At 67.7% G+C, this 17568-nt stretch carries 13 protein-coding genes and 1 tRNA gene; 7 read left to right on the top strand and 7 right to left on the bottom strand.

The features are described 5' to 3' along the window. Positions 1-23 precede the first annotated feature (23 nt). The 3 genes from VMT65_RS05015 to VMT65_RS05025 all read left to right on the top strand — a co-directional run bounded on the left by VMT65_RS05015 (position 24) and on the right by VMT65_RS05025 (position 3147). Entirely contained in the window at positions 24-2177 is a 2154-nt protein-coding gene (locus VMT65_RS05015) for an ATP-dependent DNA helicase UvrD2 (protein ID WP_326307455.1), read from the top strand. A 153-nt stretch (positions 2178-2330) separates the two neighbouring features. Further along, positions 2331-2687 (top strand): hypothetical protein, encoded by a 357-nt coding sequence (locus VMT65_RS05020; protein WP_326306716.1) that lies wholly within the window; start codon positions 2331-2333, stop codon positions 2685-2687. A gap of 139 nt (positions 2688-2826) precedes the next feature. Continuing rightward, positions 2827-3147, top strand: coding sequence for a WhiB family transcriptional regulator (locus VMT65_RS05025; protein ID WP_442789997.1), 321 nt, complete (start codon positions 2827-2829; stop codon positions 3145-3147). Between the two features lie 221 nt (positions 3148-3368). On the opposite strand, the gene VMT65_RS05030 is transcribed toward VMT65_RS05025, so the two are convergent. The 3 genes from VMT65_RS05030 to VMT65_RS05040 form a co-directional block, all read right to left on the bottom strand. Then, on the bottom strand, positions 3369-4721 hold the full coding sequence (locus VMT65_RS05030; RefSeq protein ID WP_326306717.1) for an ABC1 kinase family protein: 1353 nt from the start codon (positions 4719-4721) through the stop codon (positions 3369-3371). A gap of 86 nt (positions 4722-4807) precedes the next feature. Next, positions 4808-5662 (bottom strand): TOMM precursor leader peptide-binding protein, encoded by an 855-nt coding sequence (locus VMT65_RS05035; RefSeq protein WP_326306718.1) that lies wholly within the window; start codon positions 5660-5662, stop codon positions 4808-4810. 80 nt (positions 5663-5742) lie between these two features. Continuing rightward, positions 5743-7146 carry a zinc-dependent metalloprotease gene (locus VMT65_RS05040; RefSeq protein ID WP_326306719.1) on the bottom strand — a complete coding sequence of 468 codons (1404 nt, stop codon included), beginning with the start codon at positions 7144-7146 and terminating at the stop codon, positions 5743-5745. 85 nt (positions 7147-7231) lie between these two features. Between VMT65_RS05040 and VMT65_RS05045 the strand changes: the two genes are divergently transcribed. Then, positions 7232-8257, top strand: a complete 1026-nt coding sequence (locus VMT65_RS05045; RefSeq protein WP_326306720.1) for a YlbL family protein — start codon at positions 7232-7234, stop codon at positions 8255-8257. Positions 8258-8261: 4 nt separating this feature from the next. Here the strand turns inward: VMT65_RS05045 and VMT65_RS05050 are convergent, their stop codons facing one another. Beyond that, a complete protein-coding gene (locus VMT65_RS05050) occupies positions 8262-8870 on the bottom strand; it encodes a PPA1309 family protein (protein WP_326306721.1) in 609 nt (202 codons plus the stop codon). 561 nt (positions 8871-9431) lie between these two features. On the opposite strand from VMT65_RS05050, the gene VMT65_RS05055 reads away from it, so the two are divergent. Together VMT65_RS05055 and VMT65_RS05060 are read left to right on the top strand one after the other, a co-directional pair. Beyond that, a complete protein-coding gene (locus VMT65_RS05055; protein ID WP_326306722.1) occupies positions 9432-12431 on the top strand; it encodes a UPF0182 family protein in 3000 nt (999 codons plus the stop codon). A 242-nt stretch (positions 12432-12673) separates the two neighbouring features. Continuing rightward, a complete protein-coding gene (locus VMT65_RS05060) occupies positions 12674-13528 on the top strand; it encodes an NAD(P)H-binding protein (RefSeq protein ID WP_326306723.1) in 855 nt (284 codons plus the stop codon). 94 nt (positions 13529-13622) lie between these two features. Here VMT65_RS05060 and VMT65_RS05065 read toward each other — a convergent pair whose 3' ends face one another. Beyond that, a complete protein-coding gene (locus VMT65_RS05065; RefSeq protein WP_326306724.1) occupies positions 13623-14159 on the bottom strand; it encodes a transglycosylase family protein in 537 nt (178 codons plus the stop codon). 535 nt (positions 14160-14694) lie between these two features. Here VMT65_RS05065 and VMT65_RS05070 point away from each other — a divergent pair. Further along, positions 14695-14768 (top strand) — tRNA-Met (locus VMT65_RS05070). A gap of 56 nt (positions 14769-14824) precedes the next feature. On the opposite strand, the gene VMT65_RS05075 is transcribed toward VMT65_RS05070, so the two are convergent. Beyond that, positions 14825-16306, bottom strand: coding sequence for a chloride channel protein (locus VMT65_RS05075; RefSeq protein WP_326306725.1), 1482 nt, complete (start codon positions 16304-16306; stop codon positions 14825-14827). Positions 16307-16379: 73 nt separating this feature from the next. After that, the gene (locus tag VMT65_RS05080; RefSeq protein WP_326306726.1) at positions 16380-17342 is read right to left on the bottom strand and encodes an alpha/beta fold hydrolase; all 963 of its coding nucleotides are present in this window, start codon (positions 17340-17342) and stop codon (positions 16380-16382) included. Positions 17343-17568 lie beyond the last annotated feature (226 nt).

The raw sequence follows: 17568 nt of genomic DNA on the forward strand, positions 1-17568 counted from the left end.
ATCTGTCGGAGGGCTTTGCCATGATGGAGCGCGTGACTGCCGCGACCGACTCCCAGCTCCGGCTCGACGAACTCGATGCCGAGCAGGCCGCGGCCGTGCGCGCACCCCGGGGACCGGTCTGTGTGCTGGCGGGCGCGGGCACCGGCAAGACCCGCACCATCACCCACCGCATCGCCCACCTGGTCTCGGCCGGGCACGTCCGCGCCGATCAGGTGCTGTCGGTGACCTTCACCGCCCGCGCCGCGGGTGAGCTGCGGAACCGGTTGCGGGCCTTGGGTTTGGGCGGGGAGGCCGGGCAGGTGCAGGCGCGCACCTTCCACGCCGCCGCGCTCCGGCAGCTCAAATACTTCTGGCCGCAGGTCGTGGGCGATGTGCCGTGGCGGCTGATCGACGGCAAGTTCCCCATCGTGGCCCAGGCCGCCGGGCGGGCCGGGCTCCCCACCGACACCGACAGCCTGCGCGATCTGATCAGCGAGATCGAATGGGCCAAGGGCTCGCTCATCGCCCCCGAGGACTACGCGGGCGAGGCGGGCCGCCGCCACCGCGACGTGCCCTTCGAGGCGAAGAAGGTGTCGGCGGTCTACACCTACTACGAGGCGCTCAAGACCACCCCCGATGGGTTGTTGCTCGATTTCGACGATCTGCTGCTGCACACCGCGGCCGCGCTCGAGGACTATTCGTCGGTGGCCGAGGAGTTCCGCGGCCGCTACCGGTGTTTCGTGGTGGACGAATATCAGGACGTCACCCCGCTGCAACAGCGGGTGCTCGACGCCTGGCTCGGCGATCGCGACGACCTGACCGTGGTCGGCGACGCCAATCAGACCATCTACTCCTTCACCGGAGCCTCGCCCACCTATCTGCTCGACTTCTCCCGTCGCTTTCCGGACGCCACGGTGGTTCGGCTGGAACGCGATTACCGCTCCACGCCGCAGGTGGTCTCGCTGGCCAACCGGGTGATCGGCGCGGCGCGCGGGCGCATCGCGGGCACCCGGCTCCAACTCATCGGCCAGCGCGCGGACGGGCCGGAACCGGTCTTCGCCGAATTCGACGATGAGCCCGCCGAGGCCGCGGCCGTCGCCAAGGCGGTGGCCAAACTGCTCGGAAACGGTGTTCCCGCCGCCGAAATCGCGATCCTCTACCGCATCAACGCGCAGTCCGAGGTGTACGAGCAGGCGCTCACCGAGGCCGGCATCCCGTATCAGGTGCGCGGCGGCGAGGGCTTCTTCAACCGGCCCGAGGTGCGCCAGGCGGTGTCGGCGCTGCGGCAGGCCGCCAATCGCGACGATCTGCCCGACGCCCGGGGCGAGCAGGTGGTCACGCTGGTCCGGGCCGCGCTGGCCCAGGTCGGGCTGACCAAGGAGGAGCCCATCGGTGTCCAGGCCCGGGAGCGGTGGTCCTCGCTGATGGCGCTGGTCCAGCTCACCGAGGAACTCGCCGAACACGAGCCCGAGCTGGATCTCAACGGCCTACTGCGCGAACTCGCCGCCCGCGCCGAGGCCCGGCACGCGCCGACCGTGCAGGGCGTCACCCTGGCCTCGCTGCACGCGGCCAAGGGTCTGGAGTGGGATGCCGTGTTCCTGGTCGGCCTGGCCGACGGCACACTGCCGATCCAGCATGTATTGGGCCCGGACGCAACGGTTTCCGACGAGTCCGCGCTGGAGGAGGAACGCCGACTGCTCTACGTCGGCGTGACCCGCGCCCGCGAGCACCTCCAATTGTCCTGGGCCCTGGCCCGATCCGCGGGCGGGCGCAAGGTGCGTCGCCGCTCGCGCTTCCTCATCGGCCTGGTCCCCGACGACTCCCCGGCCTCGCGCATCGCCACCCACACCACCGATCGCCGCCCCGGCCCCAAGCGCGCGCACCCCACCTGCCGCATCTGCGGCCGCCCGCTGCTCAATACCCAGGCCACCATGCTCGGCCGCTGCTCGCGCTGTCCGGCCGACGTGGACACCGAACTGCTCGCGGCGCTGCAGGAATGGCGTCGGGAGAAGGCCGATGAGCTGAAGCTGCCACATTTTGTGGTGTTCAGCGATACGACCCTGACCGCCATCGCCGAACAACGGCCCGCCGACGACAAGGCACTGGTCGCGATCCCGGGCATCGGGGCCAAGAAGCTGCAGACTTACGGGGCGGATGTGCTGGCCATCGTCCGCTCGCGGCTTCGGGACTCTTCCTAGTGTGCGCGGCGACTGTGCGCAAGCCCCTAAAAGCGCAGGTCAAAAATAGGTTGTGTACATCCGTATGACTACCTAGTGTGGTCTTCGTACCCGGGGCGAGAACCCCGTGTTCCAAAAACTGATCGCATACGAGTGAAGGAGGGAGGCAGACCAATGAACGGAATCTTGAATCTCAACGCAACCGGCGTGACCGCCGGCAGCTTTGCGACGTCCACTGTCATGTCCGCCTCCCGGGGGATCCTCGCGTTCCAGGGGATTCGTATGTCCGGCGTGATTGGCGATCTTGGTCTTCAGGTCTTTGCAAGCAAAGCCCAAGCGGATCAGCAGATCGTGATCAAGCAGGACAAGCCCAAGGGCGACTGGCGACCGGCAGCCGTGTATGCGGCCGTCGAAACCGTGGCAGTTCCGACCGACGCCATCGAGCGTCCGGTCCATCTGCACGCAGTCCGCCCCAACACCACCGACCCAGCGACCGTGATCAGGAGTCGACACCGAAGTCGACTCAGGTAGGGAATACCTCCCAGACCTCCTGGCCACGGATCGCGAAAAGCGCGAATACCGTGGCCAATGTTTTTTCGGCCCTCAGCCCACCGGCACCGGTCTTCGCGAACACACCGAACGACCGAAGCACGAGCTGAAGGAGCCCGACGTGTCTACCACCACGGTCATCCGTGAACGAGTGACATGCCGCAACACCGTGGCCAACACGACCGCCCGCACCCGCCGGGTCGTCGCCCTCACCCTGCCCTGCCGGGTCGGCAACCCCGACCTCTGGTTCGCCGAGTCCCCCGCCCAGCTGGAAGAGGCCAAGGCGCTCTGCGCGTCCTGCCCCATCCGCCAGGGCTGCCTGACGGCCGCCTTGGATCGCGCTGAGCCCTGGGGCGTCTGGGGTGGCGAGATCTTCGACCAGGGTGTCGTGATCGCCCGCAAGCGTCCCCGTGGACGCCCGCGCAAGGTCGCGGTGGCATGAACACCCCCGCATCCGGGGGAGTAGAACGCATACGACCCGCTTACCAGACGGTAGGCGGGTCGTTTTGCGTAACAACAACTCTCGGACTCTCAGGGGCTTCCCCTGAAACCCCTTTCACGAGACCCCAGGGGCCTTCCCCTGAAACCTCTTTCACGAGAGCCCAGGGGCCTTCTCCTGAAGCCCGTTCGCCAGAAGTCCGAGGACCGCGAGCTGTCGGGGTGTCAGCTTGCGGCGCGGAGGGTTTCGGCGTAGCCGGGGACCCAGTCCTTCATGAGTTTCATGAAGGGGACTTCGGCGTCGAGTTGGGCACAGATGCCTACGGAGCCGCCGAGGACTCGGAAGATCATGACGTGTTCGGCGGGGAGTTGTAGGGAGCGGGCGGTTTTCATCATCTCGGAGTTGGAGATGTCGGTGGCCTTGCCCGCCACGCGCTGCATCCAGCGGCGGGTGAAGTGGAAGGTCTCGGTCTTGATGGGGTCGGTGAAGGGGCGCAGGTAATCCTGGATCTCCTGAATGCTCAGGGTCTTTCCGGGGATGACCCAGCCGTTGTCGTGCAGGAGTGCGGTCAGCTCGTCGTAGCGGCTCTCCACCTCGAGCGCCACCATCTGGCCCAGGATCTTGGGGAAGCCATTGGGCAGGGGAGCGCACGCGCCGTAGTCGATGACGGCCAGCCGGCCGTCGGGCAGCATCATGAAATTGCCCGGGTGCGGATCGGCGTGCAGCAGACCCGCGATCGATGGTGAGCTGAAATGGAATTCGCCCATCAGCGTGGCCACGCGATTGCGCAACTCCAGGGTGCCCTCGGGATCCGCCATGCCCTGCTGAATGATCTTGGAAACGGGCGTGCCGCCGTCCAGCCACTCGGTGACGATCACCTTCGGGGCGCTGGCCACGACCTTGGGCACGAGAAACCGCGGGTGCCCGTCGAAGGCCTTGGCGAACTGACGCTGGTATCCGGCCTCGATCCGGTAGTCCAGCTCCTCCTCGGTGCGCTCGCTGATCTCCGCCAGGATCGGCTTGACGTCCGCGCCCGGAATGAGCGTGCCCAGCATGCCCGCGAAACGATTGAGCGTCTTGAGATCGGCACGCAGCGCCTCGTCCGCACCCGGGTACTGGACCTTCACCGCGACCACGCGGCCATCGGACCACACGGCCTTGTGCACCTGCCCGATGCTGGCCGAGGCGGTGGGCGCGTCGTCGAACTCCCGAAAGCGTTGCCGCCAACCGGTTCCCAGCTGCTGATCCAGCTGCCGGTGCACGGCCGCGGCGGGCATGGGCGGCGCGGCGGCCTGCAGCTTGGTGAGCGCCTCGCGATAGTGCTCGCCGAACTCCTCCGGTACGGCGGCCTCCATCACCGACAGCGCCTGCCCGAACTTCATGGCCCCGCCCTTGAGCTCACCGAGTACGGCGAACAGCTGTTCGGCGGCCTTCTGATTCAGTTCGGCATTGATTTCCTGCTTGTCTCCCCCGGCAAGTTTGCGGCCGAAACCCACGGCCGCCCGCCCTGCGATGCCGAGCGGAATCTTGGCCAGCTTGGCATTACGGGAAGAGCGCTTGCTCACAATCTCTGACACGTTCCCATCATGCCGATGTCCCAGACGGTGCGCCACGGTAATTGGGTGTTTGTTTGGGTCGCGAACGATAGTGGTTTCCGTCACAGTCATGCGCTTTCGCCACAACCGCAGCTCGGATGCGCGGGCCAGACCCGCCGATCCAGGTGCGGAACCTCGAGATCGAACTCCAGGGTGGTGTTCAAGCTCGCCGGTGGCCGCTCGGCCCGCCCGAAGCACACGGTCTCGATCTCCTTCAGCGCCAGGGCCGCCGTCATGGCCACGCCCGCGGGGGAGGCGTACCCGACCCGACCCAGCAATTGCGCGGCCAGATGCGGCCAGTCCGGCTCGTAATCGGTCCGGTGCAGATCCGCGCAACGCAGACAACCGGTTTCGCCGGGCAACACCAGCGGGCCGACCATGCCGTGCCCCTCGCGAATGCGCACCGGCAGATGGGGAATGCGGCGGCGCATGAGCTCGGCCACCAGACCCGGGTCCGGAACCAGGGCGTCGGCCAGCACCAACAGATCCGGACGCGCGACGGCCAGACCATCGGCCTGGTCCTCGCGGTAGCGCCCGTGGGAATACTTGGCGCGCAACCCGATCCGCCGCACGCCCGCCAGGAGGGCATCCGCGAGCGGCCCGCGTCCGTGAATCCGCACCGTCCGCAACCGGGCCCGCGGCTCCGCACCGGCCAGCAGATCGGCATCCGCCATCCGATCCAACAATTCCCGCGTGACGGCGGTGTCGAACCCCAATTCCCGCGCCTGCCACAGAATCTCGGCCTCGGTCCGCGATCCGTCCAGCAGCCGCACCAGCGCGGGCACCTTCTCGACGGGCCCCGGCGGCCGCACGATGACCGCACTTTCCGGATGCCATCCCAGCTGGACCGCGCCATTGCGCCGCACCAGCACGCTGATTCGAGGATGGAGCATGGGCCCACGGTTCGCGGTGATCGTCGTCATGCCACCAGCGTGCGCGCCCAGCACGTAGCGAAAACCCGCGAAAACGCTTGTTCATCAGCGCTTTCGCGGGTTATCCACAACTACTGCTTCGAGTCTTCCCCGTCGGAATCCTCGCCCTTGCCTTCCTTCTCGGCACGCTCCTTGGCCTCCGTCTCGGCCAGCTGCGCCAGCGGATCGTCGAACGCGCTCGTCCCGCCGCCCAGCACCGAATCGATGAAGCCCGCGGGCGAATCCAGATCCGAGGAGTCGGGCAGCAGATCCGGGTGCGCCCAGACGCCGTCGCGCTTCTCCAGCCCGGCATCGGCGGTCAGCCGCCGCCACAGCGCCGCCGCCTCGCGCACCTTGCGCGGCCGCAGTTCCAGCCCGACCAGGGTGGCGAAGGTCTGCTCGGCCGGACCGCCGGTGGCGCGGCGGCGCCGCAGTGTCTCGGCCAGCGCGCCCGCGCCGGGCAGCCGATCGCCCACCGCGTCGGTGACCACGGTCTCCACCCAGCCCTCGATCAGGGCCAGCAGCGTCTCCAACCGTTCCAGCGCGGCCTTCTGCTCGGGTGTGGTCTGCGGCTCGAAAGTGCCCTGTGAGAGCAGCTCTTCCAGCTTCGACGGATCCTGCGCCAGCGTCATCGGATCCAGGTTCTGCGCGGCCTGCTCGATGGCCGAGAAGTCCATCTTGATGCCGCGCGCGTAATCCTCCACCGCGCCCAGCACCTGCTGGCGCAGCCACGGCACGTGCACGAACAGCCGCTGATGCGCGGTCTCGCGGGCGGCCAGGTAGACCAGGATCTCGCTCTCGGGCTGTTCGAGCCCGGCGCTGAATTCCGAGATGGCCGTGGGCAACAGCGCCGCCGTGCCGTCCGGGCCCAGCGGGAGCCCGATATCGGTGGAGGTCAGCACCTCCTTGGCCAGCTGGCCCAGGGCCTGCCCCAGCTGCGAGCCGAAGGCGAGCCCGCCCATCTGCCCGAGCATGCCGAACATCGGGGCCGCGAATTCCTTGGCCTCGGCGGGCAGCGTGGAGGTCCACATGCCCGAAACCTGTTCGGCCACCGGATCACACAGCCGCTTCCAGGTCGGCAGCGTCTCCTCGATCCAGTCGTTGGCGGTCCACGCGACGGTCTTGGTCGCGCCCGCGGGGAAGGTGGTGGCCGAATCCAGCCACAGTTCCGCCAGCCGCGCCGCGTCGGTGACCGCGCTCTGGGTGCCCGACGCGATCGGCGCGATGGTCGAACCGAGTTGCTGGCGGGCCAAACGCTTGGCAATGTCGTAATTGACCGGTCCGCCGCTCTGCCCGCCCGGCTGCCCCATGCTCGAGAACATGGCGCCCAGCTGCGTCAGCATCTGACCGAGTTGCGAGGGATCGAATCCGCCGCCGCCGGCACCCCCGAGGGGGAATCCGAACGGGTTGTTCGCACCAGAACCGCTCGACTCGTCCCCGGGCTTGCGCTCCGGGTCGTCGTCGCGATTCGAGAATCCGAACGGAAAATCACTCATGGCATCTACGGTACTGGAGCCACGGACCACGCGAACCGCCGAGCGGAACGCGGCAATGGCCTTGATGACCAGTACCCTTGGCCGCGTGAACCGCCGCATTGTCACCCTGCTCGCCGCCCTGGTCCCGATTCTGGTGCTGGGCGTCGTGGGCAGTGTCGTCACCGTCCCGTTCGTGGCGCTCGGACCCGGTCCCACCTTCAATACGCTGGGCGTTGTCGAGGGGAAACAGGTGGTCGACGTGCAGGGCGCGGAGGTGAAATCGACCTCGGGCAACCTGAATATGACGACGGTGTCCGTTCGCGACAAGCTGAATATCTTCGAGGCCATCGGCCTGTGGATCGACGGTCAACACGGATTGGTGCCGCGCGCGGAGGTGTATCCCCCCGGACAGTCGCGTGACGAGGTAGACAAATCCAATCAGCAGCAGTTCAAGGATTCCGAGGATTCCGCCGAATTGGCGGCCCTCAACTATCTGAAACTGCCGACCGCGGTGCAGTTGGCGAATGTCGCCGAGGACGGTCCCGCCAAGGAGCTGTTGAAGAAGGGCGACGAGATCGTCAGCATCGACGGCAAGCCGGTCGCCACCACCAAGGACGTGGTCACCGCGGTCTCCTCGACCAAGCCCGGCACCCCCGTGCATCTGGTCGTGCGCCGCGACGGCGCGGAGCAGACCGTCGAGATCCCGGTCGGCGCGCGCCCCGACGACTCGAGCAAGGGCTATCTCGGCGTCACCCCGGACGAGATCAACAAGGGCCCGATCAAGGTCGACTTCAATCTCGGCGAAATCGGCGGCCCCTCCGCGGGTCTCATGTTCACCCTGGCCCTCATCGACAAGCTCACCACCGGCGACCTGTCCGGCGGCAAGTTCGTCGCGGGCACCGGCACCATCGACCCGGACGGCAAGGTCGGCCCGATCGGCGGCATTCAATACAAGATGATCGCCGCCCGCGACGCGGGTGCGGTGACCTTCATGGTCCCCGCCGCCAACTGCAACGAGGCCGCCCAGCGCACCCCGGCGGGCCTGCGCCTGGTCAAGGTCGAAAACCTGTCCGGCGCAGTGCAATCGCTCGAGGATCTGAACGCGGGCAAGGACGTCCCGAGCTGCAGCTGAGGGGTCAGAACTCGTCGGGGTCGTTCTCGAGGGTGTGGCGCAGGGCCTCGACCAGATTGGTGGCGAGGTTCGGGGCCGTGCGCAGCTCGAGATCGCCGAACGGGTCCTCCTCGTCCTCGGCGGGCCGGATCTGCAGCAGCGACAGGGACGTGCCGTCGCGTAGGACGCCCACGAACAGTCGGGCGTCGCGGCGCTCGGCGTGGGTGAGGGCCGCGCGGCGACCGGCCTGATCGGCGGCATCGCGATCGGCCAGCAGTGGCGCGATGGCCTCGTCGAGGGTCTGCTCGGCATCGGGCGGCAGCACCACGATCTGCTGGACCAGCACGCAACCCTCGACCGACGGCGGCCAACTGGTGGTGCCCAGGAACTCGTCCAGGGCCATGGCGTCGGCCTCCCCGGCGATGTCCTCCGGGAACGGTTCCTGCGCAATGGGAGTCAGCGCGTCCTGCTCGTCCAGCTGATCCAGCAGCGCGGGCTCGGCGGCCACCAGATCGGCGGTCGGCACCAGCGCGAACATCTGCGGCGGCCGATCCCAGCCCTCACCGTCGACATACTCCGCGACTTCCCGAATACACCGGTACAGGGCCGACGCCGCCCACTGCTCTGGATTCACCCGGCCATCCTCGCATCGCCGCACCCTGCCGGGGAGCGCGGGGCGCGGCGGCCTGGAGAGCGTGGCGCTCACATCGAGCGCGGGCGCGGGGACCAGAAGCGCGGGGCGACCAAGAAGCGCGGGGCGAGCGGAAGCGCGGGGCGACCAAGAAGCGCAGGGCGAGCGGAAGCGTGCGGGGGCCGGACGAGTGCGAGCGAGCGGAAGCGCGTCGTGGGGGATTGCCTCGGGGCGGTCCCGGCTGGGTGCGGTGGCGCAGGTCGATCTGGGCTCGGAAGCGTGGGGATCGGGGCATGCGGCGCTGCGCTTTGAGCGAAAGTCCGGCTGCGGGTGGCGGATCGGCGATGGTGATCATCGACGTGATCAGCCGGTTCGCGCCGCACCCGCGCATGCCCGACATGTCCGGATTCGGGCTGGGCGGCAGGTGTCGGGCCGCAGGACGGGCGTTTTACGTAGAGTGGGGCGCGAACGGTCCCCTGGGGACCAACTCGAATCATCGGACTGCGGTGCTCCGGGCCGGTCGACCCGGCGTGGAATGCCGCCGGACCCTGGGAGAGTGGCATCGTGGGCATGCGCCCCCCGACCGGCTTACCTTCGCTGTCCCGACGCAGCCGCATATTGCTCGTCACAGCCCTGGTGCTGGCCGCCCTGTTACTGGTCGGGCCCCGGCTCACCGACGCGTACACCAACTGGCTGTGGTTCGGCGAGGTGGGATTCCGCAACGTCTACACCACGGTGCTGTTCACGCGGATCGTGCTGTTCCTGGTGGTCACCATCGTGGTGGCGCTCATCATCTGGGCGGCCCTGCTGCTGGCCTACCGGTCGCGGCCGGTGTTCGTGCCGGTCAGCGGTCCCGGCGATCCGATCGCGCGCTACCGCACCACCGTGATGGGACGGCTGCGCCTGTTCGGCATCGGCATTCCGCTGCTGATCGGCATTCTCTCCGGCCTGGTCGCCCAGTCCAGCTGGGTCACGGTGCAGCTGTTCCTGCACGGTGACTCGTTCGGGGTGACCGATCCGCAGTTCCACCTGGACATCGGCTTCTACGCCTTCGACCTGCCGTTCTACCGCATGGTCCTGAACTGGCTGTTCGTCGCCGTGGTGATCGCCTTCTTCGCGAACCTGGTGGCGCACTACGTGTTCGGCGGCCTGCGCCTGTCCGGGCGCGAGGGCGCGCTGTCCACCTCGGCGCGCGTGCAGCTGGCGGTGATCGCGGGAATCTTCGTGCTGCTCAAGGCCCTCGCGTACTGGCTCGACCGGTACTCGCTGCTGTCGAGCAGTCGCAAGGAGCCCACCTTCACCGGCGGCTCCTACACCGATATCAACGCGGTGCTGCCCGCCAAGCTCATCCTGCTGTCCATCGCGGTCATCTGCGCCGTCGCCTTCTTCGCCGGAGTCGTGCTGCGCGACTTGCGGATTCCGGCCATGGCGGCGGCCCTGCTGGTGCTGTCCTCGGTGCTGGTCGGCGCGGTGTGGCCGCTGCTGGTGGAGCAGTTCTCGGTGAAGCCGAACGCGGCCACCAAGGAGAGCGCCTACATTCAGCGCAATATCGAGGCCACCCGCGCGGCCTACGGGCTCACCCCCGACAAGGTGGAGTACGTCGACTACAAGACCGGCGGCCAGGTCTCGCCCCAGCAGTCCGTGGCCGACCAGCAGACCATTGGCAATGTCCGGCTGCTGGATCCGAACCTGTTGACCGCCACCTTCACCCAGCGCAATCAGCTGCAGAACTTCTACGGCTTCCCGGAGACCCTGGCCATCGACCGGTACTCGGTCGGGTCGCAGACCAGCGACTACGTGGTGGCCGCGCGCGAGCTGCAGCCCGCCAATCTGGCCGACAACCAGAAGGACTGGATCAACCGGCACACCGTGTACACGCACGGCAACGGTTTCGTGGCCTCGCCCGCCAACAAGGTGAACGCCGCACCGCCGAACGATCCGAACCAGGCGCAGCAGAGTGCGGGCGATGCCAGCGGCGGCGGCTACGGGTACCCGGTGTTCTCCGTGCCCGGACCGAACGGCACCGACCTGAAGACCGTCAGCGACCTCGGCACGCCCGAGAACCAAGAGGCGATCCCGGTCTCGCAGCCGCGCATCTACTACGGTCCGCTGATCTCCAAGACCGACGCCGACTACGCCATCGTCGGCGCGAACAACCAGCCGCCGCGCGAATTCGACACGAACGACTCGCAATTCACCTACGACGGTGCGGGCGGCGTGAAGATCGGGAACTGGTTCAACCGGCTCGCCTTCGCGGCGAAGTACGCCGAGCGCAACATCCTATTCTCGGGTGCGATCGGGTCCGATTCGAAGATCATCTTCAATCGCAATCCGCGCGACCGCGTCACCCAGGTCGCCCCGTGGCTGACCGCCGACGGCGACGCCTACCCGGCGGTGGTGAACGGCCGCATCCTGTGGATCGTCGACGCGTACACCACGCTGGACAACTACCCGTACGCGCAGAAGACTCCGCTCGACGGTGCGGTCGAGGACAGCATCGATCAGACGACGGGACGTCTACTACCGCGCAAAGAGGTTTCCTACATTCGGAATTCGGTGAAGGCCACCGTCGACGCCTACGACGGCACCGTCACGCTGTACCAGGTCGACAAGACCGATCCGGTGCTGAAGGCGTGGAGCAAGGTCTTCCCGGGCACGGTCAAGCCGGAGGAGTCCATCAGCCCGGAGTTGCGCAAGCACTTCCGGTATCCCGAGGACCTGTTCAAGGTGCAGCGCGAGATGCTGGCGAAGTACCACGTGGACGATCCGCGAGAGTTCTTCACCAACAACGCCTTCTGGTCGGTGCCCAATGATCCGACGCAGGAGGGCGCGGCCGCCAGCGCGCATCAGCCGCCCTACTACGTGCTGATCGGCGATCCGAAGACGGGCAAGGCGCAGTTCAATCTGACCAGCGTGATGGTCGGCTACAAGCGCAACTACCTGTCCGCCTACATCCAGGCGCATTCGGATCCGGACAACTACGGCAAGCTCACCGTGCTGCGATTGCAGGATTCGACGACACAGGGTCCGGGACAGACACACGGCCAGATGACCAGCAATGGCTCGGTGGCCACCTTCCGAACCCTGTTGACCGGAACCAATGGCAACAAGCTCAAATACGGGAACCTGCTGACCCTGCCGGTCGGCAACGGTGGCATTCTCTATGTCGAGCCGTGGTACCTGGAGCGCGCGGCGTCGGCGAACGCACCGACCTACGCGCAGCTGGTGAAGGTGCTGGTCAGCTACAACGACAAGATCGGCTACGGCTCGACCGTCAAGGAGGCGCTGGCCAGTATCGGTGCATCGGATCTCGCCAATGCCGCGATCGATGTGCCGGGCCAGACGGTGACGCCCCCGGCACAGGGTGGTGCCACCACACCGCCGCCGACCCCGACACCGCCCGCGGCGACCGGTTCCAGCAATAAGGACGCGGCGGTCAAGCAGCTCGACGATGCCTTGAAGGCGGTTCAGGACGCGCAGAAGTCCGGCGATCTGGGCCAGCTGGGCAAGGCGTTGGAGCAGTTGCAGAACGCGGTGAACAACTACGAGAAGCCGGGCGGCTAGCCGCCGCACGCGCGTAAAGGCGCTGTCACCCCTTGGGTGACAGCGCCTTTCGCGTACTCGGGGCGATGTGGGGGCGTGGACGATCTCACGTTCCCTACCCGCGGTCGGTGGAGGAAATCAGCATCCTGAGCGAAACTCATGGAGGTATTGCGTCACCACTGGTCGGCAGCTGTTCTGGATGCATGGGCAATCGCAGTATCGAGAGGAGGAAATGATCTTCCTCTCGATGAACGGAGTAACCCATGTATCTCGTGACCGGAGCCACCGGCACCGTCGGCCGCGCCGTGGTCGACCAACTACTGGCCGCGGGCCTGCCGGTGCGGGCGATTACCCGCCGCCCCGAAACCGCCGACCTGCCCGCCGGTGTCGAGGTGGTGCGCGCCGACCTCGGTGATCCGGACTCCCTGCCGCCCGCGCTGGCCGGTGTCCGCAAGGTCTTCTTGTCCACCACCGGAACCGAGATCCCAAGGCACGACGCGAATCTCGCCGCCGCGGCCGTCACGGCCGGGGTCGAGCACATCGTGAAGCTGTCCTCCGGTCGCGCCGGGGACCCGGCCGCGACCGATCCGATTCCGGCCTGGCATCGCGCGGGCGAGGACGCCATCCGCGCCAGCGGGATCGCCTGGACCATGGTGCGCCCCATGGGATTCATGTCCAATGCCCTGCACTGGGCGCGCTCGGTGCGCGAATCATCCATCGTCCGTGCGCCTTTCGGTCACGGCCGGATCGCGGTGGTGGACCCCCGCGATATCGCGGCGGTCTCGACGGCCGCGCTCGTCGAGCCCGGGCACGTCGGACGGGTCTACGTCCTGACCGGTCCGGAGGCGCTCTCGCCGGGCGAGCAGACCGCCACCATCGCCGAAATCATCGGCCGCCCACTGCGATTCGAGGAGATCTCGCCGGAGGACGCGGAGGCCGATCTGCTGCGCTTCGGCGTCGACCCCGAGCTGGCCGCGGCCATCATGGCCCTGCGCGCCACGGCGCTGGAATCCTTCACCTCGACGGTGCATCCGACGGTCGCGGACGTCACGGGCCGGTCACCGCGAACCTTCCAAGAATGGGCGCTCGAAAATAGGGCACAATTTACTGCCGCATAATAAGAATTGTTGCCCCTGAATAGCGAAAGGTGCTGCCATCGTCATTGATGGCAGCACCTTTGCGTTTCTTCCGGTATGGGAAGGAGTTTTTGGGTTATTTGCCCCACGATTCGATCAGACCGGCATTGGCCTGGAGGATCTGGTTGTACTGATCCTGCACACCGAACTGCGTGGCGAGCCCACCGGCGACATCCTTGGCCTGGTCGATGAGGGCCTGGCGATCGGTGGGAGCGGCCGGGGCGGGCGCGGGCGCGGCGGGCTCCGGCGCGGCCTCCGGCTCCGGCTCGGAAGCGCCCGAGCGCAGGTACTGGCCGCACACCGGCCAGGCGCCGGCACCCTGCGTGGCCAGCACGTTCTCGGCCACGCGGATCTGCTCGGCCTTGCTGGCATTGCTCGGGCTGCCGGTGCCGCCATTGGCGGCCCAGGTGCTCTGGGTGAACTGCAGACCGCCGTAGTAACCGTTGCCGGTGTTGATGCCCCAGTTGCCGCCGCTCTCGCACTGGGCGACGCCGTCCCAGTCGTGAGTCGCGGCGGAGGCGGTCGCGGTGAAGCCGAACGGGACGGCAACAAGTGCGCCGGTGACGGCGGCGAGGCCGAGGGCGCGAGTGTTGATCTTCCGGTTCTGTTTCATGGTGTTTTCCCTCCCTGCGCCTACCGGCCCGGCCCGTTTGCTCGGCCGTGTCCCTGTCCCCAGGAGCTCGGGGTGCCCGACCGCGGGACAGGGTTTCCGGAGTGCAGCGGTTCGGGTCGGTGCCCATCACGGGTTTGATCCGGGCCGGAACTGACGATAACGAGTAAATCTCGGCAGATCACGTCTTGATAACTCCAGAATTGCATGAAGCGAATGACGCCGAAAACCGCGTTGATGCAGGTTGGCTATGCTGTAAATGCGAATCCCGATCGGTCTGTTATATGCCCGTGATGTGATTCAACTCACTACGAATTTGTGATGTGAGTCACGTTTCCCGCCCATGCCGACCGCCAAACGTGCGCGCGAGCCTTTCAAACGGAAGATTTTCAACCTGATCACTCCGCTTACGCCCCACCCGCCGACGCGCTTCGCTGTGCCCGCCCCGCGCCCCGTCGCCCTGCCTATCCCCATAAACGGTCTCTGACCAGTCGATTTGGTTCTGTTCCATGCTCGTGTGTAATGTTGTGTTCACCGACGCGGGGTGGAGCAGCTCGGTAGCTCGCTGGGCTCATAACCCAGAGGTCGCAGGTTCAAATCCTGTCCCCGCTACTAGCGAAAGTGGCCCGGAACCAGCAGGTTCCGGGCCACTTTTGTCTTTGCCACCGCTACGACGCGAGACCCGGCGGCTCGGTCGGGGTGGTTGTGGCGGTCGTGTGCGTGCGGGCGGGTAGCCGGGCGGAGTAGATGGAGTAGCCGTCGAGGCGGCGGACGACCACGGTGGCCGCGACGGTGGCGGCGATCATCGCGACCAGGATGGCGAACCCGCCGTGGGTCAGTTCGAGGACCAGGGCCAGACCGGTGAGCGGGGCCTGCATCGAGGAGCCGATGGCCGCCGCGGCCGCGACCATGGCGAACGCGCCGACCGGTGACCCGGGCCAGAGCTGGGTCCACAGGATTCCGGTGCCCGCGCCGAAGGCCGCGCCGCTGCTCAACACCGGCGTGAACAGGCCGCCGGAGACGCCGCTGCCCAGGCACAGGGCGGTGACGAGCGGTTTGAGCAGGGCGAGGGTCAACATCAGGCCCGCGCTGCCCAGACCGAGGAAGGCGGGCGCCGCGAGACCGTGGCCGTTGCCGAACAATTGGGGATAGCGCAGGCCGATGAGTCCGAGCACGCCGAAGGCGGCGATCGGAGCCAGCAGCACGCCCGCGCCGGGCACCCGGTGATGGGAGATCCAGCCGATGACCCGGATATAGCCGGTGGCGAGCAGCCCGATGACCGGTCCGGCCAGGAGCGCCCAGCACAGCAGTGAGGCGCTGAACGGATAGGCCGGGACGTCGAGGTAGGTGGCGCGGTTGGGCAGGTAGATCCAGGCCGTCATGGTCGCCAGCGCCGAACAGGCCAGGGCCGGAAGCAGAGTGGTGAGCGAGGTGGTGCCCAGCAGGATCTCGGCGGTGAAGAACGCGCCGCCGAGCGGGACGTTGTAGACGCAGGCCAGGCCCGCCCCGCCCCCGCAGGCGATGAGCAGTCGCCGCTGCTCGGCGGTGAGCCCGAAGCGGCCGCCGAGCACGCTGCCGAACGCCCCGCCCATCAGCTTGGTGGCCGCCTCCCGGCCGAGCGACGCGCCCATCCCGACCACCACCTCGGAGATGACCGCCGTGCCCAGACACCGTCGAAACGAGAGCTCGCCCGAGGCGGTCCACACGATGTCATCCAGATCGGTCTTCTCACCGGGTGTGTACCGCCGCAGCAGATAGATCGCGATCCCGCCCAGCATTCCGGCGATGAGCAGCGAGTTGACCCGCCGAATCCCGGACGCGTCGGCCACATTGGCCAGATAGCTGCCCGAGCCGGGGAAGGCGGCCGCCTCGACATGGAACAGCAGACTCATCAACACGACCCCGGACAGTCCGGCCGCCACCCCGGTGAGCCCGAGTACCAGCCAGAACACCGGCGTGAGCAGCCCCTCGCCGTCCTGGCGCGCGTTGGGCTGTTCCATCGCACCGCGTTTGGACGGCATGCGGGTCTTGAAAACCGGGGCGGGGGTGCGCAGTCGCTCGCTGCGCACCGGCCGCCGCCGCCAACCCATGCGCGCGGTGAACCCGGCGTCGCGGGGACGTCGACGACCCGATCCAGGCTTCGGCGGCACGATCCTCACAATAGGGTCAGCAGATCGTCACCTTGCCGTCGGAGACCCAGAATCGCGCGCCGCCACCCGCGTCCTACGTGCCGTGGGCGTCGAGGAATTCGATCAGGGCGGCGTTCACCTCGTCGGGGCGTTCCTGCTGCACCCAGTGGCCGCAGCCCGGCAGCACGATCGGGTCGGCGAGGTGCGGGATCTGTTCTCGCATGGCGGCCGGGTTGCCGAAGCGCACCGCGGGCTCGAGTTCGCCGCCGAGGAAAAGGGTCGGCTGCGGGAGTGGGCGGGTGCCGAGGGTGGGGTGTTCGAACCAGTCGTGGTCGGCGGCGCGGTAGCGCTCGAGGCCGCCGGTGAAGCCGGTGCGTCGATATTCGGCGGTGTAGTAGGCCAGGTCAGCGTCGGAGAGCCAGGGCAGTGGCCGTGGCGGGTCGGGGATTTCGGCCAGCAGGTCGGCGTCGGCCGGGAGCCCGCCGACCAGGTGGGTCCCCAATTCGCCCGCGTCCCCGGACAATCCGTACAGGATCCGGCGGAGCGAGCGGTCGACATCGGCCGCGAGGGCCGCATCGGCGACGCCGGGCTCCTGGAAATACAGCATCCAGTTGAACCGCCCGTCCGACCACGCACGCAGCTGTTCGGTCGGCGGTCGCGGTGTTCTGGGCCGCCGCGACACACTCAGCGCGACGAGGGCGGGGAAGCGGTCGGGATGCAGTTCCGCTGCGGCCCACAGGGTATTCGCGCCCCAATCGTGGCCGACCAGTGCGGCCGTGGATGCGCCGAGCGCGTCGAGCAGTCCGACCGTGTCGGCGACGTGTGCGCCCATGCCGTAGTCGGGGTGCTCGGTCCGCGCCCGGGTCCGCCCGTGTCCGCGTGCGTCCGGCGCGACCGCGTGATAGCCCGCCGCCGCGAGGGCGCGCAGCTGATGCCGCCAGGAGTACCAGAGCTCGGGAAAGCCGTGGAGCAGCACCACGAGTGGCCCGCTCCCGGCCTCCGCCACGTGCATGTCCAGCCCGTTGACGTCGATCGTCCGATGGCGAATCACATCCATGCCCCGAGTGAACGCCCCGCCGCCCACAGCGGGCATCCGTCCAGGGGCGTCATTCGGGCTACGCGCCGCGTCGTATCGAGACGGGTCGGCCGTCGTAACACAATCGGTGCCTACTCCACAGCAATCGCACAGGCAATTTGGGAGCGGTGTTCGGTTTTCGGTCGTTGAATCGGTAGTGCTGGTTGGCAGCACGCCCCGTGAGGCCGAGTCCCAGGAGGTCGGGCCC

This window comes from Nocardia sp. CDC153 (assembly GCF_035818515.1).
Taxonomy (GTDB): domain Bacteria; phylum Actinomycetota; class Actinomycetes; order Mycobacteriales; family Mycobacteriaceae; genus Nocardia.